General features: G+C 69.2%; 20 protein-coding genes. 13 read left to right on the top strand and 7 right to left on the bottom strand.

The window, feature by feature from the left end; genetic code table 11:
* Position 1: 1 nt before the first annotated feature.
* The 6 genes from ACK3BB_RS21745 to ACK3BB_RS21770 form a co-directional block, all read right to left on the bottom strand.
* On the bottom strand, positions 2–1000 hold the full coding sequence (locus ACK3BB_RS21745; protein ID WP_428928968.1) for a TRAP transporter substrate-binding protein: 999 nt from the start codon (positions 998–1000) through the stop codon (positions 2–4).
* A gap of 218 nt (positions 1001–1218) precedes the next feature.
* On the bottom strand, positions 1219–2628 hold the full coding sequence (locus tag ACK3BB_RS21750; protein ID WP_428928969.1) for an MmgE/PrpD family protein: 1410 nt from the start codon (positions 2626–2628) through the stop codon (positions 1219–1221).
* Positions 2629–2912: 284 nt separating this feature from the next.
* Positions 2913–3665 carry an SDR family NAD(P)-dependent oxidoreductase gene (locus tag ACK3BB_RS21755; RefSeq protein WP_428928970.1) on the bottom strand — a complete coding sequence of 251 codons (753 nt, stop codon included), beginning with the start codon at positions 3663–3665 and terminating at the stop codon, positions 2913–2915.
* Entirely contained in the window at positions 3666–4991 is a 1326-nt protein-coding gene (gene hisD / locus ACK3BB_RS21760) for a histidinol dehydrogenase (protein WP_428928971.1), read from the bottom strand.
* A gap of 182 nt (positions 4992–5173) precedes the next feature.
* Positions 5174–5584 carry a VOC family protein gene (locus tag ACK3BB_RS21765; RefSeq protein ID WP_428928972.1) on the bottom strand — a complete coding sequence of 137 codons (411 nt, stop codon included), beginning with the start codon at positions 5582–5584 and terminating at the stop codon, positions 5174–5176.
* A 67-nt stretch (positions 5585–5651) separates the two neighbouring features.
* Positions 5652–6632 carry a LacI family DNA-binding transcriptional regulator gene (locus tag ACK3BB_RS21770; RefSeq protein ID WP_428928973.1) on the bottom strand — a complete coding sequence of 327 codons (981 nt, stop codon included), beginning with the start codon at positions 6630–6632 and terminating at the stop codon, positions 5652–5654.
* 349 nt (positions 6633–6981) lie between these two features.
* Here ACK3BB_RS21770 and ACK3BB_RS21775 point away from each other — a divergent pair, with 349 nt between their 5' ends.
* Positions 6982–7947: a BadF/BadG/BcrA/BcrD ATPase family protein gene (locus ACK3BB_RS21775; protein ID WP_428928974.1), complete on the top strand. Its 966-nt coding sequence runs from the start codon at positions 6982–6984 to the stop codon at positions 7945–7947.
* Positions 7948–8014: 67 nt separating this feature from the next.
* A complete protein-coding gene (locus ACK3BB_RS21780) occupies positions 8015–8653 on the top strand; it encodes a glutathione S-transferase family protein (protein ID WP_428928975.1) in 639 nt (212 codons plus the stop codon).
* Between the two features lie 12 nt (positions 8654–8665).
* Here the strand turns inward: ACK3BB_RS21780 and ACK3BB_RS21785 are convergent, their stop codons facing one another.
* A complete protein-coding gene (locus tag ACK3BB_RS21785; RefSeq protein ID WP_428928976.1) occupies positions 8666–9613 on the bottom strand; it encodes an NAD(P)H-dependent flavin oxidoreductase in 948 nt (315 codons plus the stop codon).
* 192 nt (positions 9614–9805) lie between these two features.
* Between ACK3BB_RS21785 and ACK3BB_RS21790 the strand changes: the two genes are divergently transcribed.
* The 11 genes from ACK3BB_RS21790 (at position 9806) to ACK3BB_RS21840 (ending at position 24855) form a co-directional block, all read left to right on the top strand.
* Positions 9806–10984, top strand: a complete 1179-nt coding sequence (locus tag ACK3BB_RS21790; protein ID WP_428928977.1) for an acetyl-CoA C-acetyltransferase — start codon at positions 9806–9808, stop codon at positions 10982–10984.
* Positions 10984–11919 (top strand): enoyl-CoA hydratase-related protein, encoded by a 936-nt coding sequence (locus ACK3BB_RS21795; RefSeq protein WP_428928978.1) that lies wholly within the window; start codon positions 10984–10986, stop codon positions 11917–11919. Before ACK3BB_RS21790 ends, ACK3BB_RS21795 begins: the two co-directional genes overlap by 1 nt.
* 77 nt (positions 11920–11996) lie before the next feature.
* Entirely contained in the window at positions 11997–12515 is a 519-nt protein-coding gene (locus ACK3BB_RS21800; protein ID WP_428928979.1) for a TRAP transporter small permease, read from the top strand.
* Positions 12512–13819 carry a TRAP transporter large permease gene (locus ACK3BB_RS21805; protein ID WP_428928980.1) on the top strand — a complete coding sequence of 436 codons (1308 nt, stop codon included), beginning with the start codon at positions 12512–12514 and terminating at the stop codon, positions 13817–13819. Before ACK3BB_RS21800 ends, ACK3BB_RS21805 begins: the two co-directional genes overlap by 4 nt.
* Positions 13820–13947: 128 nt before the next feature.
* Entirely contained in the window at positions 13948–15093 is a 1146-nt protein-coding gene (locus ACK3BB_RS21810; protein WP_428928981.1) for a C4-dicarboxylate TRAP transporter substrate-binding protein, read from the top strand.
* A 92-nt stretch (positions 15094–15185) separates the two neighbouring features.
* Positions 15186–17855: a LuxR C-terminal-related transcriptional regulator gene (locus ACK3BB_RS21815; protein ID WP_428928982.1), complete on the top strand. Its 2670-nt coding sequence runs from the start codon at positions 15186–15188 to the stop codon at positions 17853–17855.
* A gap of 93 nt (positions 17856–17948) precedes the next feature.
* On the top strand, positions 17949–19502 hold the full coding sequence (locus ACK3BB_RS21820) for a class I adenylate-forming enzyme family protein (protein ID WP_428928983.1): 1554 nt from the start codon (positions 17949–17951) through the stop codon (positions 19500–19502).
* A 5-nt stretch (positions 19503–19507) separates the two neighbouring features.
* A complete protein-coding gene (locus ACK3BB_RS21825; RefSeq protein ID WP_428928984.1) occupies positions 19508–20683 on the top strand; it encodes an acyl-CoA dehydrogenase family protein in 1176 nt (391 codons plus the stop codon).
* 19 nt (positions 20684–20702) lie between these two features.
* Positions 20703–21860 (top strand): acyl-CoA dehydrogenase family protein, encoded by a 1158-nt coding sequence (locus ACK3BB_RS21830; RefSeq protein WP_428929051.1) that lies wholly within the window; start codon positions 20703–20705, stop codon positions 21858–21860.
* A gap of 18 nt (positions 21861–21878) precedes the next feature.
* Positions 21879–24053: a 3-hydroxyacyl-CoA dehydrogenase NAD-binding domain-containing protein gene (locus tag ACK3BB_RS21835; protein ID WP_428928985.1), complete on the top strand. Its 2175-nt coding sequence runs from the start codon at positions 21879–21881 to the stop codon at positions 24051–24053.
* A gap of 52 nt (positions 24054–24105) precedes the next feature.
* Positions 24106–24855: an SDR family NAD(P)-dependent oxidoreductase gene (locus ACK3BB_RS21840; RefSeq protein WP_428928986.1), complete on the top strand. Its 750-nt coding sequence runs from the start codon at positions 24106–24108 to the stop codon at positions 24853–24855.
* Positions 24856–25061 lie beyond the last annotated feature (206 nt).

Consider the following 25061-nt stretch of genomic DNA (forward strand, 5'->3'; position numbering starts at 1 on the left):
CTTACTGCGCGGCCTTCACCGCGGCGACAAAGGCATCGACCCGATCCTGGCCCAGCGTCTCGCCGATCAGGCCGTAGACCGGCTGGGTGGCCTGCTGGAAGGCCGCGCGCTGGTCGTCGGTCAGCTCGGTGATCGACATGCCCGCCGCGCGCAGGGCTTCGAGGTTCTCGGTGTCTTCGCTCGCGGCCAGCCGGCGCTGTTCCAGCGTGGCCAGGCGCCCGGCCTCGCGGATGGCGGCCTGGTCCTCGGGCGACTGCCGGTCCATCATGCGCTTGCTCACCGCAAAGACCAGGATGTCGAAGAAATGGCCACTGTCGGTCAGGTATTGCTGGTTGGCGTCATAAAGCTGAAAGGTGTTGATCACCGAATAGGGGTTTTCCTGGCCGTCGATCACGCCCTGGCGCAGGGCGGCAAAGGTCTCGGACCAGTCGATGGCGATCGGGCTGACGCCCAGTTCCTCGAAGGTCGCGATATGCACCGGGTTCTTCTGCAGCCGGATCTTGAGGCCGGCCAGGTCCTCGGGCGTTTCGATCGGGCGCACGGAATTGGTCAGGTTGCGAAAGCCCAGCTCCATGAAGCCCAGCACTTCGAGCCCCTTGTCGAGGAACTGCGCCTTGAGGTCGTCGCCGAAGGGCCCGTCGAGCACGGCAAAGGCCTGTTCGCGGCTGCCGAAGACGAAGGGCAGGTTGGTAACGCCCAGGTCGGGCACCTGCGTGTTGAAGAAGGCCGACGAGACATAGACCCCGAAGTTGATGCCGCTCTGGGCCTGGTTGATCATCTCGGTGGCCTGGCCCAGCTCGCTGTTGGCAAAGATCTCGACGGTGTGGTCGGTATTGGCCTCGACCTCGTCCTTGAACACGGTGGCCAGCGCCCGCGAGCTGGAATGGGGATCGCCAAAGCCCGAGGCCAGGCGCAGTTCGGCCGCACGGGCCCCGGGGGCGGCAGCGCCCAGCAGGGCGACAACAGCCGCCAGTTTTCCAAAGGTGGTCCAGACGCGCATGGGAATCTCCTGTTGCGGCGGTTTTGGTGGTGGCATCGGCGGGCGGGCACGGCGGCCCGTGGCCGATGCGGGGCCCGGCCCGGCGATGGCGGGCAGGGCGGGAAAGCGGCGGTTGACCGGGGTTTGACCGGGGGAAGGGTGAGGCGCGCGCGATGTCCCTGGGGCGCGCGCCTCGCGCAGGGGGAACGCCGACCGCCTGCGCAGGGTGTGGGTGGCCGTCAGCGACCCGGAGCGACCAGCATCCGGGCAATGACCGACACGTCGTCCAGCGTTTCGATCCGGTCGACCGTCTCGATCAGCGCCTCGCCGGTCTCGACGGCCATGCCCCCGGCCCGGGCCCAGCAGCGCCGGAACTTGGCCAGGTTCTCGTCGCGGGTCAGCGGGTTGGTGTAATGGCCATAGACCGAGGCGACCTCGACCTCGTGCACCGCCCCGGATTTCAGCTCGACCCGGATGGTCTGGGGGGCCATGGCGCTGTGGCTGGGGTTGTCGTTCTGGATGACCGTCACATTGCGCGCGATCTCGTGGGTCAGCGGGTGCTGCAGCATCTCGGCGCCGAGGAATTGCTCGACGTCGACCTCGCCGTGGACCAGGTAGGTGCCGGCGACAAAGCCCAGGCACAGCTTGGCATAATTGGGTGCGGGATCGGGGATGATCGGCCGGCCGACCAGCCGCTTGACCAGCTGCGGCACGGTGCAGGTGATCGCCGCGACATCCTCGGCGCCAAAGCCATGCTGGCGCTGCAGCCGCATCAGCCCGTCGACCACGCCATGGGTCAGCCGTCCCGAGGGGAAGGGCTTGTGCGACATGCGCTCGATCTGGAAGGCCTCGCGCAGTTCGGCCAGCCCGTGGTCGATGTCCAGCCCGCCGCGTTCGAACAGGGTGAAGAACCCGTATTGCCCGGTCAGGATGTCGGCCGGGCCGAGGATGCCATGGGCCGCGAAATCGCAGGATGCCACGGCGGCCCGCGCGTTGAACCCGACCTGCATGCCCAGCAGGGGCGAGCCTTCGACATGGGGTTGCAGCGTGCCGCAGGCCTGGCCGTACTGGTTGCCCATGGTGCGGATCAGCGTGTCGGCATCAAAGCCTTCCAGCCGGGCCAGCGCGGCGGCCGCGCCCATGCCCCCGGCCGTGGCCGGGCGGAAGAAGCTGATCGGGCCGACGGCCGACTTGCCGATGAACAGCGAGATGTCGACGCCCAGCACCACGGCAGCCAGGAAATCGCGGCCGCTGACCGGGTTGCCCCGGGCGGCGCGGCGCTCGGCATAGGCCATGACCGCCGACAGGATCGTGGCGAAGGGGTGCAGCACCGCTTCCTCGCTGACGCAATCGTATTCAAGGCTGTGGATCTGGTAGCCGTTGACAAAGGCCGCGGCCGCCGCCGGCAGGCGCTGGCCGCTGACCCAGACCGTGGCCTCGTCGCCCTGGCCCCAGGAGGCGGCCACCTCGATCAGGCTGTCGAGCTTGTAGCCGTTGCAACCGGCCACGCCGACGCCGAACGTGTCGAGCAGAAAGGTCTTGGCCTTCTCGACGGACAGGGCGGGCAGGTCGTCGAACCCGGTGCCGGTGACCCGTTCGGCCAGCCAGGGAAGGGGGTTGTCTGCTTGGATCGTGGTGCTTTCGGTCAAGGCTGGTGCCGTCCTTTCGTCCCGCCGGCCCCGGCCGGCGGGTGCCGTTCCTGTGCGGCGGGTCCGGGCCGGCTTGGGCCGGTCCCACCGCTTGCATTCGTATGCAAGACATTAGCGCGGCAAGGGGCCGCACCTGTCAATAGTCAACCTGTGTCATTCGGCACATTTCTCATGCAGGGATCAGCGACTGCCCGCAAAAAGGCACCCGCCCGGTTACTGCCGGGCGGGTGCGCAATTGTCGTGCATCCGTATGCGTGGTGGGGCGGGCCGGCCGCCCCTGCGGATCAGTCGGCGGTCCAGCCGCCATCCAGCATCAGCGCGCTGCCGGTCATCAGCCCCGAGGCATCCGAGGCCAGGTAGATCGCCGCGCCGGTGATGTCGGAGACCTGGCCGATCCGGCCCAGCTTGATCTTGGCCAGCACCATGTCGGTAAAGGCCTTGTCCTCGAAGAACGGCTTGGTCAGGGGCGTTTCGATGAAGGTCGGGCAGATCGTGTTCACCCGGATGCGCTGCGGTCCCAGCTCGACGGCCAGGGCCTTGGTAAAGCCTTCCAGCGCCCATTTCGACGCGCAATAGAGCGTGCGGCTGGCCGCGCCGACATGGCCCATCTGCGACGACATATTGATCACCGAACCCGGCCGGCCCGCGTCCAGCATGCGCCCCGTGACGGCCTTGGCCGCAAAGATCGCGGCCTTGACGTTCAGGTCGATGACCGCGTCGTAATCCTCTTCGCTGACTTCGGTCAGGGGCTTGGGCCGGTTGGTGCCCGCGTTGTTGACAAAGACGTCATAGGCCGGCCGCGCGGCGATGGCCGCGGCAAAGCCCGCGATGTCGGTGACATCGCAGACCAGCACCTCGGCCTGGTGGCCGGCGGCCCGCAGCGCCTCGGCCACGGCGGTGATCTCGGCCTCGGTCCGGGCGCAGAGCGTCACCGCCGCCCCGGCCTCGGCATAGGCCTCGGCGATGGCCCGGCCGATGCCGCGCCCGGCGCCGGTGACCAGCGCCCGCTTGCCGTCCAGTCGGAACATCGCCGTCATTCACCTGTCCTCTTGATGGGGGGCCGCGGCGCCATAGGGCAGGTTGACCCCGCCATAGCGGCGCACCCGCACGTTGCATTGTTCGGCATGGCCGACAAACCCTTCCAGCATGCACAGCCGCGAGCCGTATTCCCCGACCAGCGTCGCTGCCTCGTCCGTCAGCACCTTCTGGTAGCTGTGGGTCTTGAGGAACTTGCCCACCCAGAGCCCGCCGGTATAGCGCCCGGCCTTCTTGGTCGGCAGGGTGTGGTTGGTGCCGATGACCTTGTCGCCGTTGGCCACGTTGGTCCGCGGGCCCAGGAACAGGGCGCCGTAGCTTGTCATGTTGTCCAGGTACCAATCGTCGCGGTCGGTCATGACCTGAACATGTTCCGAGGCGATGTCATTGGCAACCGCCAGCATCTCGTCATGGCTGTCGCACAGGATGACCTCGCCATAGTCGCGCCAGCTGGCCGAAGCGGTCTCGGCCGTGGGCAGGATGGCCAGCAGGCGGTCGATCTCGGCCAGGGTGGCCTGGGCCAGGGCCCGGGAATTGGTGACCAGCACGGCGGGCGAATTGTAGCCGTGTTCGGCCTGGCCCAGCAGGTCGGTCGCGCAGAGCTCGGCATCGACGGTGTCGTCGGCGATGACCATGGTTTCCGTCGGCCCGGCAAAGAGGTCGATGCCCACCCGCCCGAATAGCTGGCGCTTGGCCTCGGCGACAAAGGCATTGCCCGGGCCGACCAGCATGTCGACCGGCCGGATGGTTTCGGTGCCGATGGCCATGGCCCCGACGGCCTGCATGCCGCCCAGGACATAGATCTCGTGCGCGCCGCCCAGGTGCATGGCCGCGACGATGGCCGGATGGGGCGCGCCGTTGACCGGCGGGGCCGAGGCCACGATGCGCGGCACGCCGGCCACGCTGGCCGTCAGCACCGACATGTGGGCGCTGGCCACCATCGGGAACTTGCCGCCCGGCACGTAGCAGCCGACCGATTGCACGGGGATGTTGCGGTGGCCCAGGATCACGCCGGGCAGGGTTTCGACCTCGATATCGGTCATCGACGCCCGCTGGGCCTCGGCAAAGCGCCGGATCTGGGCCTGGGCAAAGCGGATGTCTTCCATGTCGCGGGTCGAGACCTTCTGCATCGCCGCCTCGATCTCGGACGGGCCAAGCAGGAAGGACGCCGGTTCGTAGCGGTCGAACCTGGCCGACAGCTCGCGGATGGCCGCGTCGCCCCGGGTCTCGATGTCGGCCAGGGTGGTCTCGACGATCGCGCGGACCTTGGCATCGTCTTCGGCGCGCTCGGCTTCGGGTTTCCCGGTCTTGAGATATTCGACAGGCATCTTCGGTCCTCCGGTCTGTCTGGGTCGGGCCGACTATCGGGCTTTCGCCGCGCCTCGCAAGATTGGGGGTAGCGAGTGAAAATATTTCACTTCCCGGTGCGGTCTGGTCGGGGCCTGGCGGGTCGGCGCAGGCCGGTTGGCGGATCAGCCCCGGCAATGAGACCCTGCATGCAGCTCCTGCATCACCCCCCGGTGCCACCACGATCGGCCTCGGCGAACTGGATCAGGTCCCAGCGGTTGCCCCAGGGATCGGTCCAGACGGCCACCCGGCCATAGGGCTCGTCGCGGGGCGGGCCGTCAAAGACCACGCCCCGGTCCAGCAGCCGGCGGTGGTCGGCCGCGAAATCCTCGGTTTCCAGGAACAGCCAGACCCGCCCGCCGCCCTGTGCGCCGATGGCCGCCTGCTGGGGCGCGCCCACGGCCCGGGCCAGCAGGATCTCGGTCTCGGCGCCCGGCGGCGCGATGCGGACCCAGCGCTTGCCCTGGCCCAGGTCGGTATCCTCGCGGCAGTCGAAACCGATGCCCAGGAAAAAGGCCAGGGCCTCGTCGTAATCGGGCACGAGCAGGGAAAAGAGGGCGATCCGGCGGGGCATGGCGGCTCCAGGTCTGGCACGGGTAGATGCGGTCAGCATGCCCCGGCCCGGCCCCGGGCAAAAGGGCTCAGCCGCTGTCGCGCAGGATCAGGCGCACCGGGGCCACGCGGATGGCGCTGGCCGCGCCGGGATCCTGGCGCTGGGTCTCGATCAGGTCGAGCGCGTCGGCGCACATGCGGTTGAGCGGCTGGCGCACGGTGGTCAGGCGGTAGGACGGCCAGTCGGCCATGGGAATGTCGTCGAACCCGATCACGGCCAGGTCGTCGGGCACGGCCATCCCGGCGCGCCGGGCGGCGTCGATGGCGGCCAGGGCCATGACATCGTTCAGGCAGAACACTGCGTCGGGCCGCACGTCGCCCACCAGGTCGCGCGCCGCGGCAAAGGCCCGGTCATAGGCGTAATCGCCGGCGCGGATGTCCACCGGGGCCAGGCCGGCCTCGTCCAGCCGGTCGCGAAAGCCCCGGCTGCGTTCGAGATGGGTCGAGGTATCCGACCGCCCGCCGATCAGGGCGATGCGCCGGCGGCCCTGGGCGATCAGCCGGTCGGCCACCAGCCGCCCGCCGCCGTAATTGTCGCAGGTCACGGCCGTCATGCCGGCATCGGGTTGGACCCGGTTGAACAGGATGACGGGCAGGTTCTGGTCGCGGCATTCCCGGGCGATGCGCGACGACATCAGCGACGAGGTAACGATGGCCGCATCGGCGCGATAGGCCAGCACCTGTTCCAGCACGGTGTCGACATCGCCGTCGGGGGGCACGACATGCAGGATCATCCGCCGCCCGGTCCGGTGGATGGCCTGGCTCAGCACATGGGCAGCCTTGGGGTAGAAGGGGTTTTCGAAATCGCCGGCGACCAGGGCGATGGTGCCCGTGGCCAGGGTGGAAATGGCCTGGGCATAGGGTGAATCGTATCCCAGCGCCCGGGCAGCGGCCAGGATGCGCGCGCGCTTGGCCTCGGCCAGCGGCCGGTCGGGCCGGAAGGCCCGCGAGACGGCCGACAGCGAAACGCCGGCCGCCCGGGCCACGTCGCGGGCGGTCACCCGTGCCATTGTGCTGTTTGCCTCATTGCCGTTCCGCCCGTGTTGTCCTGTCTTGCGTCCCGTTGCGCCGGTTTCTCCCGCGCCGGGATGTGCCCGGTCGCATGGTCCGCGGCCGGACTGCCCCCATGTTGTCTTGCCCCGCGACACGTCCTGTCGTGCCGAATGGACTTGTGCCCCGGTATGCTTGGCTCCTTGGTTGGCCTTGCTTCCATCGTCCCTTGCCGAATGTCGCCGCATGGCCTGCGCCGGCGGCTGCACCCTTGCCCGATGCCCGGCCATTCGTGCAAATGCGGAACGGAATGTCGATGCCGGATCTCGCCCCGGGGGCGCGGGCCGGCCGCAGCAACGGGGGCCGGGCATGGCGGCACAGGGGATCCTTGGCGTGGATGGCGGGGGCAGTACAACCCGCGCGCGGCTGTGGGCGGCCGATGGCCGGCTTTTGGGCGAAGGCCGGGCCGGGCCGTGCAATGTCTCGACCGATCCGGCCGGCGCGGCCGACAACGTGGCCCGCGCCTGGGCTGCCTGTCGCGGAGCGGATGGCCCGGCGGACCCGGAGGTGGTCGCCGTCATCGGCGCGGCGGGCACCCAGTCGCCCGACGCCCGCGCCCGCTTTGCCGCCGCCCTGCCGGGCTTTGCCCGCTGCGAGATCGTGACCGACGGCTACGCCGCGCTGATCGGCGCCGGGGGCGGCCAACCTGCCGGGCTGGTCATCGCGGGCACCGGGGCGGTGGGCCACCGGCTGATGGAGGACGGCCGGTCGGTGCAGCGCGACGGTTTCGGCTGGGCCGGGGGCGACCGGGGGTCGGGCTTCTGGATCGGCCGGCGGGTGATGCGACACGGCGTGCGCGCGCTGGAAGGCCTGGTGGCCGAAACGATCCTGTCGCGCCTGCTGTTCGCGCGGATCGGCGGCTATGACGGGCTGATGGACCTGATCTCGGGGCTGCGCCCGGCCGATGTCGCCGCCCTGGCCCCGCTGGCCATCGAAGCCGCCGATGCGGGCTGTCCCGAGGCCCGGGCGATCCTGGCCGGGGCGGTGGCCGAGCTGGCCGGGCTGGTCGCCCTGCTGGACCTGCCGGCGAGCGCGCCGCTCTACCTGATGGGCGGGCTGGCCCCGGCGCTGCAGGCGGATCTGGCCGCGCGGATCGGCCGGGCCATCGACCGGCCCCGGGGCGATGCGGTCGACGGCTGCCGGCTGATCGCCACCGGTGCCGCCCCGCCGGAAACACCGCTGACCAAGGGCTATCCGCCGCCGGCCCGGGCACAAGCCGGGGGGCTGGTCAGGGCGCCGGATGAGGGGCTGGGCAGGCCGGCCGGGGGCGGCTAGGGTCGGGCCGGACAGCGGCCGGGACACGCGCCCGGCCTGTCCCGTTACGTTGCATGCCGAGGACCCGATGATCGATTTCTACACCTGGACCACGCCCAACGGGCGCAAGGTGTCCATCCTGCTCGAAGAGCTGGGCGTGCCCTATCGCGCCCATGCCGTGAACATCGGCAAGGACGAACAATTCGCCCCCGATTTCCTGGCCATCGCGCCGAACAACAAGATCCCGGCGATCCGCGATGACGAGACCGGCCAGACCCTGATGGAAAGCGGGGCGATCATGCTCTACCTGGCGCGCAAGCATGGCCGGTTCCTCGAAGAGGGCGGCGAGGAATGGCGCGTGGTCGAATGGCTGATGTGGCAGATGGCCGGCTTTGGCCCGATCTTGGGCCAGGTGCACCATTTCCATTTCTACAATGCCGGCACGTCCGATTATGCCGAGGCCCGGTTCATGGGCGAGGCCGGGCGGCTCTACAAGGTGCTGAACGACAGGCTGACGGGCCGCGATTTCATCGCCGGAACGGGCCAGGGCGCCTATAGCATCGCCGACATGGCGATCTGGCCCTGGGCTGCGCGCTACGAGCGACAGGATGTCGATCTGCATGACTTTCCGGCCGTGCTGGCCTGGTACCGGCGGCTGGCCGAGCGCCCGGCGGTGCAGGCCGGGTACCACGTGCCGATCCGGGGCGAAGACGTGCCGATGCCCTGACGGCCGGGCCGCTCAGGCGGCAAAGCCCTCGTGGCTGTCGCGCGCGGCCAGGCCGGCCAGGGTCGCGCGGTACTCCCGGCCCAGCCGGGCGCAGAGCGTGGCGGCATCGGGCAGATCGGCGATGGCGGCGACACCATGGCCGGCCGACCAGACATCGCGCCAGGCCCGGGCCTCGGTCTCCATGTCCAGCTGGCCGGGGGCGGGCAGGGTGTCGGGGTCCAGCCCGGCCCGGACCAGGCTGGGGCGCAGGAAATTGGCGGCCACCCCCGAGATTGCCGGGGTGTGCAGGATGTCGGACGCGCCGCAATCGAGGATCATCTGCTTGAAGTCCGCGGCAATCCCGGCCTCGCGCGTGGCCAGGAACCGCGTGCCCATGTAGGCCAGGTCGGCCCCGGCCACGCGCGCGGCGGCCACGTCGGCCCCGGTGCTCAGGGCCCCGCCCAGCACCCGGCAGCCGTCAAAGACCCGGGCGATCTCGGCCATCAGGGCAAAGGGGCTGATCCCGCCGGCATGGCCTCCGGCCCCGGCGGCCACGGCGATGATCCCGTCGACCCCGGCATCGGCGGCCTTTTCGGCAAAGCGCCGGTTGATCACGTCGTGAAAGACCAGCCCGCCATGGGCCTGCACGCGTTCGACCACGTCGCGCACGGCGCCCAGCGAGGTGATGACCAGGGGCACCCGTTCCGCGCAGATGACGTCGAGGTCGGCCTGCAGCCGCGTATTCGATCCGTGCACGACGAGGTTGACGCCGAAGGGCGCGTCATCGGGGCCGAGCGTGTACCGCAGGGACCGGATGCGGTCGCGCAGGGCGTCGGTCGTGCGGGCGTTGAGCGCCGGAAAGCTGCCCAGCACGCCGGCCCGGCAACAGGCCGCGACCAGCTCGGGCGAGGAGGCCAGGAACATCGGCGACTGGATGACCGGCAGGCGGAGCCGGCCAGCGAGGGCGGGGGGGATGGCCATGGGGGTCTCTCCTGTCAGGGGCTGCGCCCCGGGGGTGTCGCCGGGTGATCGCTCATCGCGCGTCCCGCGCGCCTCGTCGCATCCGACGAGGCGCCGGGCTTTTGCCCCGGCCTAGGGTGGGCCGGCAGGGCGGCACGGGCCGTGCCCGGGGCGGTTGCCCAAACCAGACGCCCGAACCAGACGGAGGAGACCATGGCCGAAGCATATATCGTCACCGCGCTCAGGACGGCAGGCGGGCGCAAGGGCGGGCGGCTGGCCGGCTGGCACCCGGCCGACCTGGCGGCCGAGGTGATCGACGCCCTGGTCGCGCGCAGCGGCGCGGCGCCCGATGCGGTGGATGACGTCATCCTGGGCTGTGTCGGCCAGGCCGGCGAACAGGCCTTCAACATCGCGCGCAATGCCGTGCTGGCCTCGTCGCTGCCGGAAACCGTGCCGGGCACGTCGGTCGACCGCCAATGCGGCTCGTCCCAGCAGGCCATCCACTTCGCGGCCCAGGCCGTGCTGTCGGGCACGATGGATTGCGTCATTGCCGCCGGGGTCGAAAGCATGACCCGCGTGCCCATGGGCCTGACCGACTGGCTGCCCCGCAAGCACGGGTTCGGCAGCTACATCAGCCCCAATATCCAGCGGCGTTATCCGGGGGTGGTCTTTAACCAGTTCGAAGGCGCCGAGATGATCGCCCGCAAGTACGGGTTCACCCGCGAGGTGCTGGATGCCTTTGCCCTGCGCAGCCATGCGCGGGCGGCCGAGGCCCAGGACAAGGGCCATTTCGACGACGAGATCCTGCCCGTGGCCCGGCGCGATGCCGACGGCGCACCGACCGACGAGATCCACGATCGCGACGAAGGCGTGCGCCGGGGCGGGTCGATGGAGGCCCTGGCCGGGCTGGACCCGCTGATCGACGGCGGCGTGCTGACCGCCGGCAATGCCAGCCAGATGTGCGACGGGGCCTCGGCCGTGATGGTCGTCAACGAGGCCGGGCTGAAACGGCTGGGCGTCGCACCACTGGCCCGGATCGTGCACATGTCGGTGACGGGGGCCGACCCGGTGGTCATGCTGGAAGCGCCGATCCCGGCGACGCAACGGGCGCTGGCCCGGGCGGGCATGGGCATCGACGAGATCGACCTTTTCGAGGTGAACGAGGCCTTTGCGCCGATCCCGCTGGCCTTCCAGGCCGCGACGGGCGCCGATCCGTCCAAGGTCAACGTGCGGGGCGGGGCGATTGCCCTGGGCCATCCGCTGGGCGGCACCGGGGCCAAGCTGATGGCCACGCTGGTCCATGCCCTGCACCGCCGCAAGGCGCGCTATGGGCTGCAGACCATGTGCGAAGGCGGCGGGCTGGCCAACGTGACGATCGTGGAGCGGCTGTGATGGACACGGAACACATCCGGCTGGACGTGACCGGGCCGGTCGCCCGGATCACGCTGGACGCGCCGGGGCGCAACGCCCTGTCGATCCGCATGCAGACCGAGATCCGCGCGGCGCTGGCCGCGCTGGCCGATGATCCGCGGGTGCGGGTGCTGGTGATCGACGGGGCCGGCGGGGCCTTTTGTTCGGGCGCGGCGCTTGACGGGCTGGGCGGTGGTGATGCCAGCGGCAATGCCAATGCCAATGCCAATGCCAATGCCAATGCCAATGCCAATGACAATGGCAGTGACGATGCCAATGGCCGTGACGGTGGCGGCGAAAGCCTGGGCCAGGCCGTGGCCGCCCAGATGGATGCGCTGTCCAACCCGATGATCCGCGAGATCCGGGCCTTTCCGCATCCGGTCGTGTCGGTCGTGGCCGGTGCTGCGGCCGGGGCCGGGGCCAGCCTGGCGCTGGCCGCCGATGTGACCCTGGCCGGCGAAAGCGGGTTCTTCCTGTTTCCCTTCGTGCCGAAGCTGGGGCTGGTGCCCGACCTGGGCGCCAACTGGACGCTGGTCAACCGGCTGGGCGAGGCGCGGGCCATGGGCCTGGCCCTGATGGGCGGGCGGCTGACCGCGACTCGGGCCGCCGAATGGGGGCTGATCTGGCAGGCCGTGCCCGATGACGCGCTGGCCGAGGCGACCAACACGATGTGCGCCGCGCTGGCCGCCGCACCGCCGGGCATGGCCGGGGCGCTGCGCGGGCTCTTTGCCGAGGCCCGGCAGTCCGGCTTTGATCCGCTGCTCGACCGCGAGGCGCGCCAGCAGGCCGGCCACCTGGACAGCCCGGCCTTTGCCGAGGGTCGCCGCGCCTTCCTGGAAAAACGCGCTCCGGTCTTTGCGACCGGCGACGGCGGGCCGCCGGGCGACCGCGCAGAGCGGCCGGAGAAGGCCGGGTAACGCGGCGGGAGGGCCGCAACGGGACAGATCGGGGAGGAGAACAACGTGATCACAACCTGCCATCGCGGGCCGGGGGCATGACCGCCCTGGGCCAGGGGCTGGACCGGGCGACCTACGGGCTGTCCTGGCTGGGCAGCCTGTGTGTCATCCTGATGATGCTGCACATCACCGCCGAGGTCACCTTGCGGTATCTCTTCGGCATCACCCTGCCGGGGACGCTGGTCTTTGTCGGCAATTACTACATGATCGTCGTGGTCTTTGTGCCGCTGGCCCTGCTGGAACTGCGTGGCCGCCACATTGCCGTGGATGTCGTCGCCCGGGGCTTTCCGCCCGGGCTGCAACGCGTGCTGGCCGCGCTGGCCCGGCTGATGACGGTCTTTGTCATGGGCCTGCTGACCGTCGCGGCCTGGCAGCAGGCGGTGGGCAAGATGCGTGTCGGCGCGACGATCGAACAGGGCACGGCCTCGATCCTGATCTGGCCGGGGCATTTCATCCTGGTGGCCGGCTGTGGCCTGATGACCCTCGTGGCGGCCTGTCGCCTGGCCGAAATCGTCAGCGGCCGCGACCTGGGCCTGCCCGCGGAGGAGCCGGCATGACCGATGTCTCGATCGGCCTCAGCCTGCTGGGCCTGGTGCTTGTCCTGCTGATGCTGCGCATGCCCATCGGCATCACCCTGATCGGGGTCAGCTTTTCCGGGCTGTGGATCCTGAAGGGCTGGAAGGTGGCCTGGGGCGCGCTGGCCCTGGTGCCCTACCAGTTCTCGGCCAGCTGGGTGCTGTCGTCGATCCCGATGTTCCTGTTGCTGGGCTATATCTGCTACCACATGAACCTGACCCAGGGCCTGTTCCGCGCCGCCCGGTTGTGGCTGTCCTGGCTGCCGGGAGGCCTGGGCATTTCGGCCATCGCCGGGTCGGCGGGCTTTGCCGCCGTGTCGGGGTCGTCGATCGCCTGTTCGGCGACGATGGGGCGCATCGCCGTGCCCGAGATGCTCAAGGCGCGGTACGATCCGGGCTTTGCGGCGGCCATCGTGGCCACGGCCGGCACCATCGGCGCGCTGATCCCGCCGTCGATCATCCTGATCATCTACGGCATCATCGCCCAGCAATCGGTGACCCGCCTGTTCCTGGGCGGGCTGGCCGCCGGAGCCTGTTCGGTCGTGGCCTATTTCCTGCTGATCACCCTGCGCGCCCGGTTCAACCCCGCGCTGGCCCCGCGCCTGGCCGAAACCGTCAGCCGGTCCGAGAAACTGGCCGCCCTGCGCGAGACCTGGCCGCTGATCGTGACGGTCGTGGCGGTGTTCCTGGGCATCTTCGCCGGGGTCTTCACCCCCACCGAGGCCGGGGCCACGGGGGCGTTCTTTGCCCTGATGATCGGCGTGCTCAAGGGTGAATTCACGGTCAAGCGGCTGGAACGGGCGGTGTTCGAAACGCTGATCTCGACATCCATGCTGCTGATCATCGGCATCGGGGCCTCGCTGCTGACGCGCTTCCTGACCCTGTCGGGATCGGCCCGGTTCCTGTCGGGGCTGGTGATGTCCAGCGGGGTGGACCCGACCCTGCTGATGCTGGGGATCGTCGTGATCTACCTGGTGCTGGGCATGTTCCTCGAACCGATGGGCTGCATGCTGCTGACCCTGCCGATCCTGCTGCCCATCCTCAAGGCCCAGGGCGCCGACCTGATCCTGTTCGGCATCATCCTGTGCAAGCTGCTGGAAATCGGCATGCTGACGCCGCCGGTGGGCATGAATGTCTTCGTGGTCAAGTCAGTGGTCGGCGACAGCGTGCGCACGGGCGAGATCTTTCGCGCGGTGACCTGGTTCATCCTGCTCGATCTCGGCCTGCTGGCCCTGTTCTGGTTCGTGCCAGGCATCGTCACCACCCTGCCCCGGCTGCTGGGATGACCGCCCCGGGCCCGACATTGCCGCCGTATCGTCCGAACCGACGAGGCAGCGCCGGGCCCGGGCGCCCAGAGTGGCAGGCGGAGGAAACCGCCCGCGAAGGGCGGCCCCAGATCCGAGGGAGGACACCCATGACCCGCCTGACCGGCGCGATGACAGTCGCGCTTTGCTCCGTGCTTGCAACCGGCGCCCTGGCCGACAGGACGCTGAACTATGCCTACGGCTTTCCGCCCGGTTCGGATGCCGACCTGGCCGCCCAGACCTATGCCGACGCGCTGGCCGAATTCTCGGACGGCGCGCTTGGCATGGACATCTACCCGATGTCATTGCTCAGCTTCCTGGAAACGGCCGACGGCGTGCGCGACGGCATGGCCGATATCGGCTGGACCGTGCCGGCCTATGCCCCGGCGCTGTTCCCCTCGACCAACATGCTGGCCGAGCTGAACATGCAGACGCTGTTCGCCGGGCGGAGCCATTCGCTGAACCTGGCCTATGCCGGGGCGATGGGCGAATTCGTCATGCTGCATTGCGACAGCTGCCAGGCCGAATACACCGCCCACAACCAGCTTTATACCGGTTTCGCGGCCTCGCCGACCTATGGCATGCAATGCATCAGCCCGGTGACCACGATGGCCGATCTCAAGGGCAAGCGCATGCGCGTGGCGGGGGCGCAATGGGCGCGCTGGACGGCCGCCGTGGGCGCGACGTCGGTGTCGCTGCCGCTCAACGAGATCTTCGAAGGGCTCAGCCAGGGGGTGATCGATTGCGTGATCACCTCGACGCCCGAACTGACCAACATGGGGCTGGTCGACGTGGTCAAGGCCATCGAGCTGAACATTCCCGGGGGCACTTTTGCGTCCAATGCCATGGCCAATGTCAATCTCGACGTCTGGCGCGACCTGTCCGAGCCCGAACGGCTGGCCATGCTCAAGGCCGCCGCGCGCTATTCGGCCGACGTGACCTGGCGCTATGAAATGGCTGACCGCGAGGCGCGCGAGACGGCTCGCGAGGCCGGGATCGAGATCGTCACCGCCGATGCCGAGCTGCTGGCCTTCACCGAGGAATTTGCCAGGTCGGACGCCGTGGACACGATCGGGCCGAACTATGCCGACAAGTACGGGCTGGACGGCGCCCCCGAGATGATCGCCGACTTCCTCACCGTGCTGGAACGCTGGGTCGCCCTGACCGCCGATGTCGAGACGGTCGAAGAGCTGGAACAGCTCTACTGGGACGAGGTCTATGCCAAGCTCGACCTGGCCGGTTACGGCATGAACTGACCGCGTGACGCCGGGTTTGCGGGCCCGGCGTCCGTTGCGGCTTGTGTCCCGCCGGGCAAGATCCGACAAGGGACAGAAGGGGGGAGCGACGGATGGCCATGACGCGCCGGGACGAGATCGACAGCGCGGTCGCGATGCGGCTGCGCGTGCCGTCGATGACCCGTGACATGCTGCCCCGCACCGTGGTGCAGATCGGCCCGGAAGAGCTGGCCGGCGTCAAGCTGGTGCTGTTCCGCGCGCCTTCGGGCTATGGCAAGACCGTGGCCATGACCCAGTTGCGCGCCCGGCTGATCGAGCAGGGCCGCAACTGTGCCTGGTTCACCCTGGGCGAGGCCGACAACGAGGCCGGGCGCTTCCTGCATCACCTGACGGCCGCCGTGGCCCAGCTGGAGACCGCCGAGGGGCTGGACGGGGCGGCCCAGGCCGGCGGGTCGATGATCGACCGGCTGGGCGCGTTGCAGGCGCCCTTTGCCCTGTTCATCGACGAGGCCGAGACCATGCGCGAGGATGGCGCGCTGGACGTGCTGCGCGAGCTCCTGCAGGAGCTGCCCGAGAACGGCGTGCTGGTCGTCGGCACCCAGCGTGTGCCCCAGATCAGCCTGGCCCGCTATCGCCTGCATGGCCAGCTGCGCGAATTCCGCCCGACCGAGCTGCGGTTCACCCTGGACGAAACCCGCGATTTCCTGGTCGGCCAGCAGCATCTGCGCATCGACCCGGGCGACCTGACGCGCCTGCAATCCAAGACCGAAGGCTGGCCGGCCGCCCTGCGCATGGCCTCGGTCGCCCTGCGCAACCAGGCCTCGATCCCCCGGTTCATCGACCGGTTTTCCGGGTCCGACCTGGCCGTGGGCGAATACCTGACCGAGGAATTCCTGTCCGATCTCTCGCCCGGGGCCTGGTCGTTCCTGCTGCGGACCTCGATCCTGTCGGAACTGTCCTCCGACCTCTGCGCCGCGCTCTGCCCGGGGCTGGATGCCGGCGCCCATCTCGAAGACCTCGTGGCCTCGGGCGTGCTGATCACGCCGCTGGACGGGGCCGGGCGGATGTTCCGCTATCACGCCCTGCTGGCCGGGTATCTCAAGGGCCAGCTGCGCCGCCACATGCCCGACGAGATCGTCGTGCTGCACCGCCGGGCCTCGGAGTGGTACCAGGCCGCCGGCCGGCCGATGCAGGCCATCGACCACCGCCTGGCCGCCGGCGATCACGACCGGGCCTGTGCCATGCTGGGTGAGGCCGGGCCGGGGCTGCTGGAACGCGGGCGGGTGCAATTGCTGGCCCGCTGGTTTGCCTGCCTGCCCGATGCGCTGCTCGACGATCACCCGGCGCTGCGCGTGATGCAGGCCTGGGCCGTCTGTTTCACCGCCGGGCCGGACGCCGCCCAGGAGATCGCCGACCGCCCGGCCCTGACGGCCTGCGACGACCCGGTGATCCGGGGCGAACTTCGCTGCCTGCGGCCGATGATCCTGGCCATGGCCGAACGGTTCACCGAGGCCGAGGCCGCCGGGCAGCTGGCCGAGGACGGGCTGCACCTGGTGTCGGCCTATGCGCGCAACACCACGCGCATCTGCATGGCCAATATCCGCGCCACGCTGGACCGCCGCGACCCCGAGGCACCGCTGGTCCAGGACGACCAGCCGTTCTCGGTGATGTATTCGGAATCCGTGCAGGGCATCATCGACCTGCAGGACAACCGGTTCCTGCTGGCCAAGGCCCGGTTCCGCATCGCCGCCTCGGCCAGCGGCGATGACGGCCGGCGGCTGAACGGCAATGTCTGGGCCGGCATCCCCTATGCGCTGACGCTCTACGAAACCGGCGACCTGGCCGGGGCGGCCCACCTGCTGCGCCTGCAGGTGCCTTTCGCGGCTTCGGTCGGGCTGGGCGACCACCTGATCCTGGCGGGCACTCACCTGTCGCGGATTGCCTTCGACGCCGGCGATGTCGACGAGGCCTTTGAGCTGCTGGTCCGGCTGGAACGGTTCGGCTTTCAGCGCTGCCTGCCGCGTGTCGTGGCGGGGGCCCAATTGGAACGGGCCCGGCTGTTCCTGCGCCAGGACAACCTGCGCGCCGCCCGCGACCAGCTGCGCCAGGCCGGCGACCCCGGTCTCTGGGCCGGCATCCGCCCCCTGCGGCTGCTCGCCAACGATCTGGAAACCCTGCCCCTGGGCCAGGCCCGGCTGCACCTGCACGAGGGCGATCACCGCGCCGCCCTGGCCATCCTGAACGCCGAGATGGCCGATGCGATGTTGCACCGCCGCCCCCGCCGGGCGCTTGTCATCCGCCTGCTCTCGGCCGCGGCCTGGCACCAGGCGGGCGACACGGCCCAGGCCTGGGCCGCGCTGCAAAAGGCCCTGCCGGTCTGCGCCCGCGAGGAATACCAGCGCCTGCTTCTGGACGAAGGCCGCCCGGTGGCCGATGTCCTGCGGGCCTATGCCTCGGGCCGCTGGAAGACCGGCGCCCTGGCCCGCGACGCGCGGTTCGGCACCTGGTTCGAAGCCCTGCTGGCCCTGCTGCCCGCGCCCGAAACAGGCGATGCGCCGGACGAGGCCGCCGGGCTGGAAGCGCCCTTGGATCCGCTGACACCCAAGGAATTGCAGGTGCTGCATTACCTCGCCGAGGGCTATTCCAACGCGGCGATGTCGGAAAAGCTGTTTGTCTCGGACAGCACGGTGCGCACCCATCTGCGCAACATCAATTCCAAGCTGGGCGTGTCCAGCCGGGCGCGGGCCGTGGTGGCGGCCCGGCGGATGAAGCTGATCCCCTGATTTCGTCGGAAGCGACGAGGGACCGGCCGGGGCCGATCGGCTATCCACGATGACAACAGCGGTTCGGAGGAGGAGCCGCGAAGGGAGGACATCATGCATCTCACGGCAGCCGTGCATCGCGATGCGCGCGAGGAACCCGACCGGATCGCGACGATCTGCGGAGACCGGATCCAGACCTGTGCTGCGCTCGAACAGCGCGTCTCGCGGCTGGCCGCCGGTCTGCGCGACCTTGGCCTGGCCCCCGGGGACCGGGTCGGCATGCTGTCGATGAACTCGGATTTTTACATCGAATACATCTTCGGGACCCTCTGGGCGGGCGGCGTGCTGAACCCCGTCAACGTGCGCTGGTCGGTGAAGGAGATCGCCTTTTCGCTCGACGACAGCGGCACGGCGATCCTGATCGTCGACGACACCTTCGCGCCGATGGTGCCCGAGCTGCGCGCCCTGAGCGACACGCTGACAACCGTGATCCACGTGGGCACCGGCCCTGCGCCCGAAGGCGCGCTGGATTACGAGGCGCTGATCGCCGCGTATGAGCCCTGCGCCGATGCGATGCGCGGCGGCAATGACCTGGCCGCGATCCTCTATACCGGAGGCACGACCGGCGCGCCCAAGGGTGTGATGCTGAGCCATCAGAACATGCTGATGGACGCGCTCGGCCTGACCGCAGGTGCCGAACACGGCGGATCGGCGCCCGGCCTGCACGTGGCGCCCCTGTTCCACATCGGCGGGCTGGCCGTGGTCATGCAATTCATGGTCCGCCGCGCGCCGCATGTCCTGCTGCCGACCTTCGATGCGGGTGAGACCCTGCGGCTGATCGAGCATTGGAAGATCGGCGACATGTTCACCGTGCCCACCATGCTGCGCCGCCTGATCGACCATCCCGACCTTGCCACCCGCGACGTCTCCAGCCTGCGGTCGATCCGCTATGGCGCGGCGCCCATCGACCAGACGCTGCTGCGCGCGGCGATGAAGGCCTTCCCCTCGGCCGGATTCCTGCAGGTCTATGGCCAGACCGAGGCCGCCCCGGTGGTCACGGCGCTCGCCCCCGAGTTCCACACGACGGACCCGGACGTGCCGCACATGGCCTCGGCCGGGCGGTCGATCCCGACGGCGGAAATCGCGATCCTCGGGGCCGATGACAGTGAATGCCCGCGCGGCGAGGTGGGCGAGATCTGCGTGCGGGGGCCCACGGTCATGATCGGCTACTGGAACCGCCCCGAAGAGACGGCGCAGGCGCTGCGCGGGGGCTGGCTGCATACGGGCGACGCCGGGTTCATGGACGACAAGGGGTTCGTCTACGTGGTCGACCGGATCAAGGACATCATCATCACCGGGGGCGAGAACGTGTTCTCGACCGAGGTGGAGAACATCCTGACCCGGCACCCGGCTGTCCAGTTCTGCGCCGTGATCGGCGTGCCGGACGAGGAATGGGGCGAGAGGGTGCACGCGGTGCTGGTTCTGCATGCGGGTCACGACGCGACCGAGGACGAGATGCGCCAGATGTGCCGGGCCGAGATCGCCCATTACAAGGTGCCGCGCTCGATCGAGTTCCGCGCCGAGATGCCGCTGTCGCCCGCCGGCAAGATCCTGAAACGCGAATTGCGCGACAGTTACTGGCAAGGCCGGTCGCGCCGGGTGGGATGAGGGAAATGGCCGGATATCAGACACTTGAGCGGGATTTCACGCCGGAGCAGGAACAATTCCGCGACAGCGCCCGCAAGATCATGGAACAGGAATTCGCCCCTCAGGTGATGCGCTGGCGCGAGCAGGGCTTTGTCGATCCCGAGGCCTATAAGGTGCTGGGCGAGAACGGCATGCTGCTGATGTTCGCCGACGAGGAATATGGCGGGCTGGGCCTGCGCGACCTGCGTTTCGTGCAGGTCCTGCAAGAGGAAACCATCCGCGCCTGTGGCGTGGGCTTCTTCCACAACGCGCATTCGATGCTCTGCGGGCCGTACCTGGACCATTTCGCCACGCCCGAGCAAAAGGCCAAATACCTGCCCAAGGCGATTTCCGGCGAGACGATCCTCGCCATCGCCATGACCGAGCCCGACACCGGATCGGACCTTGCCGCGATCCGCACAAGGGCCGAGGACAAGGGCAATCACTGGCAGCTGAACGGCGCCAAGACCTTCATTTCCAACGGGATTACCGGCGGGCTGTTCATCGTCGCGGCCAAGACGGGGGACAAGCGGGGGCAGATCTCGCTGTTTCTCTTGGAAGACGGGACCGAGGGGTTTTCGCGGGGAAAACACCTCAAGAAGATCGGGCTGCACGATCAGGATACGGCCGAGCTGTTCTTCGACAACGTGATCCTGCCCAAGGACGCGCTGCTGGGGCAGGAGGGGCAGGGCTTTGCCCATATGGGCGAGATGCTGGCGGTGGAACGGCTGATGAGCGCCATCACATCGCTGGCCCATGCGCAGACGGCGTTTGATATCACGTCCGAGTATATCCTCGAACGCCGCGCCTTCGGCAAACCCATCGCCGCCTTCCAGAACACGCGGCTGCGCATGGCCGAGATGCGGACCGAGCTGGACGCGATGCAAAGCTTCATCGACCGCTGCGCTTTGCTCGCCAACGAGGGCAGGCTGACACCCGATGCGGCGGCGGCGGCGAAATACGCGACATCCGAGCTGGAGGGCCAGGTGCTGGACCGCTGTGTCCAGTTCCACGGCGGGTCGGGCTACATGGACGAGGTGCGCATCGCGCGGATGTACGCGGATGCGCGGATCAGCCGGATCTATGCCGGGACCTCGGAAATCATGCTGGAAATCATCGGCCGGGGCCTTGGCCTTGGCGATCCGCGGCCCAAGCGCGGGTGAGGGGGCGAAAATGACACTGATCCCACGCACGATCTTCGACGAAGACCACCAGATGTTCCGCGACAGTGTCGTCAAATGGGCCCAGGCCGAGCTGACGCCGCATGTGGAGGACTGGCGCAAGAACGGCATGGTCTCGCGCGAGGCGTATCTGTCGGCGGGCCGTCAGGGCTATCTGCTGATGTGGGCGGGCGAGGAATTCGGCGGGCTGGGCCTGAAAGATCACCGCTTTGACCAGATCCTGCAGGAAGAGGTCATCCGCCATTCCGACCCGGGCTTCTACCAGAACCTGCATTCGCAGATCGTGGCGCCCTATCTCGGCAACCTCGGCACCGAGGCGCTGAAGGCGCGGCTGCTGCCCAAGGCGATCAGCGGGGAGTGCATTCTGGCCGTGGCGATGACCGAACCGGGCACCGGGTCGGACCTAGCGGGCATCCGAACGCGGGCCATCGACCGGGGCGACCACTGGGAGTTGTCGGGCCAGAAGACCTATATTTCCAACGGCATACAGGCCGATGCCGTTGTCGTTGCCGCCAAGACCGACCCGGACAAGCGCCACACCATGGGGCTGTTCATGGTCGAACGCGGGATGGAAGGCTTTGAACGCGGTCGCAAGCTCGAGAAACTGGGGCTGGATGCGCAGGACACGGCCGAGCTGTTCTTCGACAAGGTGAAGGTGCCGAAAGAGAACGTGCTGGGTGATCCGACGCGCGGCTTTGCGAACCTCGCGACCCATCTGGCCAACGAACGGCTGCATGTGGCGATCGGCTCCATCGCCCATGCCCAGACGGCCTATGACCTGACTATGGATTACGTGAAGGAGCGGACCGCCTTCGGCCAGCCGGTGGGGTCGTTCCAGGAGAACCGTTTCGTTATGGCCCGTCTGCGCATCCGGCTCGACGTGGTGCAAAGCTTTGTCGACGATTGCGTGATGGCCCATAACGCCGGGCGGCTTTCGGCGGAAACGGCCGCCGAGGCCAAGCTGCTGGCCTCCGAGGCCGAGGGCGAGGTGATCGACGCCTGCCTGCAGCTGCATGGCGGCGCCGGGTTCATGGAGGAATTCCGCATCAGCCGCATGTACCGCGATGCCCGCGTGTCGCGGATCTTTGCGGGCAGCTCGGAAATCATGAAGGAAATCATCGGCCGCGGGCTGGGCTTCGACGCCCGCAAGCTGGCCTGAGCCGGGAAGGGATCTCAGATGAGTGCAACCGATACGCTGACCGACCGCGACACGCTGTTCGCGGGGCGCGACCTGACGCTGGGGCTGGAAGGCGGCATCGCGGTGATGACCATCGACCAGCCCGGCGCGCCGTTCAACACGGTGGGCAGGACCCTGCATGCCGAGCTGGCCGAATGTGTCGCGCTTCTGACGGGGCGGGGGGATGTGACGGCGCTGGTCGTCACCTCGGGCAAGACTGACTTTGTCGTCGGCGCGGATATCACCGAGTTCGGCGCGCTGTTCGCCAGGGATGCGGGCGGGATCTTTGCCACCAACGCGCCGCTCAACGCGGGCTATTCCGCGCTCGAGGACCTGCCCTTCCCGGTGGTCGCGGCGGTCTGCGGGATGGCTTTGGGGGGCGGGCTTGAACTGGCGCTATGTTCCGATGCGCGGGTGCTGTCCGAGGATGCCGCGCTTGGCCTTCCCGAGGTCAAGCTGGGCCTGATCCCGGGTCTGGGCGGCACGGTGCGGCTGCCCCGGCTGGCGGGGATCGAGGAGAGCCTTGCCATGATCGCCTCGGGCGCGCCGATCCCGGCGGGTAAGGCCGTGAGCGTGGGTGTCGCCGAACAGGCCGTGCCGCGGGACGAGGTGCTGCCGGCGGCCATTGCTCTGGGGAAATCGTTCGCGGCGGATCCCGACGCATGGAAGACCGCCCGCGCCGCCCGCAAGGGGCCGGTTCCCGGACACGCGACCGTCGATTTCGACGCGCTGGCCAAACAGATCACCAAACGCGTGCCCAAGGGCCAACCGCAGGTCGCCATGGCCGTGGACCTGCTGCGCCGGGCCGCTCCGGTCGACCGGGACGCGGCGCTTGAGATGGAAGGCCGGACCTTCGCCGAGATTGCCAAGACCCAGGCGGCCAACGCCCTGACCGGCGCCTTCTTCGCCGAGCGCAAGGTCAAGAAACTGGCCGCCAAGGCCGCCGAGGGCGCGCCCAAGATCGCCCATGTGCTGGTGCTGGGCGCCGGGATCATGGGTGGCGGCATCGCCTGGGCCTGTGCGCGGTCGGGCATGCAGGTCCGCGTCAAGGACATCGCCCAGCCGGCGCTCGACAAGGCGCTGGAAGAGGCCCGCCGCATCGCCGCGCGCGAGGTCTCGCGCGGGCGGTTTACACAGGCCAAGGCCGAAGAGGTGCTGGGCCGGATCCTTCCGCAGCTGGACGATACGGGCGTCGAGACCGCCGATCTGGTCATTGAGGCGGTGATCGAAAAGCTCGAGGTCAAGCGCGCCGTGCTGGCCGAACTGGAGCCGAAGCTCAAGGCGCAGGCGGTGATCGCCACCAACACCTCGTCGCTACGAGTGCGGGACATTGCCGAGGCGCTGAAAGATCCCTCGCGGCTCGTGGGCATGCATTTCTTCAACCCCGTCCCGGTGATGCCGCTGGTGGAGATCGTCCGCGCGCCGCAGACCGCCCCGGAGGCGGTGGCCCTGGCGGTGCGCTGCGTGCAGGACCTGCGCAAGACGCCCATCGTGGTCGACGATTGCCCCGGCTTCCTCGTCAACCGCATCCTGACGGCCTATTGCATCGCCTTCTGCCGCCTCGTGGCCGAGGGCGTCGATTTCCGCGCCATCGACGCGGCGATGGAAGGCTGGGGCTGGCCGATGGGGCCGGCCTACCTCGAGGACGTGGTCGGCATGGATACTGGCGCCCATGTGATCGAGGTCATCAGCGCGGGCTATCCCGGGCGGATGGCCGGCGAAGGGCCCAACATCATCGCTGAAATGGCCCGGGCCGGGCGGCTGGGCCAGAAATCGGGCGAGGGGTTCTATCGTTACGCGCGCAATGCCGACGGGCGGCTTGAAAAGGCGCCGTCGGCGGGGGCCGATGGTGTTGTCGCGCGGGTTACCGGCGGGCGGCGGCAGGACATGACCGAAGCCGAGATCGTCGAGCGCATCATGGTGCCCACCCTTGTCGAGGCGATCACCGCCCTCGAGGAAGGCGCCGTGGCCACGGCCGAAGAGCTGGACCAGGCGCTTTTGCTGGGCATCGGCTTTCCGGCCTATGCCGGCGGGTGCCTGCGCTATGCCGACTGGCTGGGGGCCGGGGCTCTGGTGGCGGCCTGCGACCGGCTGGCGCCGCGGGTCGGCGCGTCCTGTGCAGCCCCGCCATCGCTGCGGCGCATGGCAGCGGAGCAGGGGCGTTTCTACATCTGAAGGGTGCCCCGGCCTTCGGGGCGCCCATCGGAACAGGAAAGGAACCGGGAACATGCAGACGGATTTCCAGGGAAAGAACGCATTGGTCACCGGCGCGGGCTCGGGCATCGGCAAGGCCATCGCGCAGCGGCTGGCCGCGTCGGGGGCGCAGGTCTTTGTGGCCGACCTGACGCAGGACAGCGCCGATGCGGCCGTGGCCGAGATCACCGGGGCCGGGGGCCGGGCCGTGGCCCTGGCCGGCGATGTGTCCGACCCGCAGGCCGTCGAGGCGCTGGTCGGGACGGTGATGGCGGCCGGCGGGCTGCAGCTGCTGGTCAACAATGCCGGCATCGCCGGTGTGCAGGAGCCGGTGGGCAGCTACCCGGTGGACCAGTGGCGCAAGGTGATCGACGTCAATCTCAACGCGGTGTTCTACGGCCTGCGCCATGGCATCCCGGCGATGCTGCAATCGGGCGGCGGCGCGGTGGTCAACGTGGCTTCGATCCTGGGATCGGTCGGCACGGCCCATGCCTCGGCCTATGTCGCGGCGAAACATGCGGTGGTCGGGCTGACCAAGACGGCGGCCGTGGAATACGCCCGCCAGGGCATCCGCGTGAATGCCGTCGGCCCGGCCTATATCGAAACGCCCCTGCTGAACGTGCTGGATGACGCGGCCAAGGCTGCGCTTGTCGCCCTGCACCCGGCCGGCCGGCTGGGCACGCCCGAAGAGGTGGCCGGGCTGGTGGCCTTCCTGCTGTCGGACAACGCGGCCTTTGTCACCGGGTCCTATCACCTGGTCGATGGCGGCTATACCGCCGTCTGACGGGCGCGGCAGGGTGGCCGTGCTGCCCTGTAACGAATGGCATCGGGGCGGCCTTGCTGCCCCGCAAATGGACAGGGATGGGGCGGCAAGGCCGCCCGTCACAGGAAGACCGCTGGGCGGCCTTGCCGCCGCGCAACGGAAGGATGTCGGGCGGTATGACCGCCCCGGAAACGGATGGGTCGGGGCGGCTTGGCGGCCCCGGCACC

Source organism: Marinibacterium sp. SX1 (assembly GCF_050389775.1).
GTDB lineage: Bacteria > Pseudomonadota > Alphaproteobacteria > Rhodobacterales > Rhodobacteraceae > Marinibacterium.

Excerpts from the sequence above, each read along its gene's own strand:
- ACK3BB_RS21745 (WP_428928968.1), bottom strand. The coding sequence starts at position 1,000 with ATGCGCGTCTGGACCACCTTTGGAAAACTGGCGGCTGTTGTCGCCCTG.
- ACK3BB_RS21755 (WP_428928970.1), bottom strand. The coding sequence starts at position 3,665 with ATGACGGCGATGTTCCGACTGGACGGCAAGCGGGCGCTGGTCACCGGC.
- hisD (WP_428928971.1), bottom strand. The coding sequence starts at position 4,991 with ATGCCTGTCGAATATCTCAAGACCGGGAAACCCGAAGCCGAGCGCGCC.
- ACK3BB_RS21765 (WP_428928972.1), bottom strand. The coding sequence starts at position 5,584 with ATGCCCCGCCGGATCGCCCTCTTTTCCCTGCTCGTGCCCGATTACGAC.
- ACK3BB_RS21770 (WP_428928973.1), bottom strand. The coding sequence starts at position 6,632 with ATGGCACGGGTGACCGCCCGCGACGTGGCCCGGGCGGCCGGCGTTTCG.
- ACK3BB_RS21775 (WP_428928974.1), top strand. The coding sequence starts at position 6,982 with ATGGCGGCACAGGGGATCCTTGGCGTGGATGGCGGGGGCAGTACAACC.
- ACK3BB_RS21780 (WP_428928975.1), top strand. The coding sequence starts at position 8,015 with ATGATCGATTTCTACACCTGGACCACGCCCAACGGGCGCAAGGTGTCC.
- ACK3BB_RS21785 (WP_428928976.1), bottom strand. The coding sequence starts at position 9,613 with ATGGCCATCCCCCCCGCCCTCGCTGGCCGGCTCCGCCTGCCGGTCATC.
- ACK3BB_RS21790 (WP_428928977.1), top strand. The coding sequence starts at position 9,806 with ATGGCCGAAGCATATATCGTCACCGCGCTCAGGACGGCAGGCGGGCGC.
- ACK3BB_RS21795 (WP_428928978.1), top strand. The coding sequence starts at position 10,984 with ATGGACACGGAACACATCCGGCTGGACGTGACCGGGCCGGTCGCCCGG.
- ACK3BB_RS21800 (WP_428928979.1), top strand. The coding sequence starts at position 11,997 with ATGACCGCCCTGGGCCAGGGGCTGGACCGGGCGACCTACGGGCTGTCC.
- ACK3BB_RS21805 (WP_428928980.1), top strand. The coding sequence starts at position 12,512 with ATGACCGATGTCTCGATCGGCCTCAGCCTGCTGGGCCTGGTGCTTGTC.
- ACK3BB_RS21810 (WP_428928981.1), top strand. The coding sequence starts at position 13,948 with ATGACCCGCCTGACCGGCGCGATGACAGTCGCGCTTTGCTCCGTGCTT.
- ACK3BB_RS21815 (WP_428928982.1), top strand. The coding sequence starts at position 15,186 with ATGGCCATGACGCGCCGGGACGAGATCGACAGCGCGGTCGCGATGCGG.
- ACK3BB_RS21820 (WP_428928983.1), top strand. The coding sequence starts at position 17,949 with ATGCATCTCACGGCAGCCGTGCATCGCGATGCGCGCGAGGAACCCGAC.
- ACK3BB_RS21825 (WP_428928984.1), top strand. The coding sequence starts at position 19,508 with ATGGCCGGATATCAGACACTTGAGCGGGATTTCACGCCGGAGCAGGAA.
- ACK3BB_RS21835 (WP_428928985.1), top strand. The coding sequence starts at position 21,879 with ATGAGTGCAACCGATACGCTGACCGACCGCGACACGCTGTTCGCGGGG.
- ACK3BB_RS21840 (WP_428928986.1), top strand. The coding sequence starts at position 24,106 with ATGCAGACGGATTTCCAGGGAAAGAACGCATTGGTCACCGGCGCGGGC.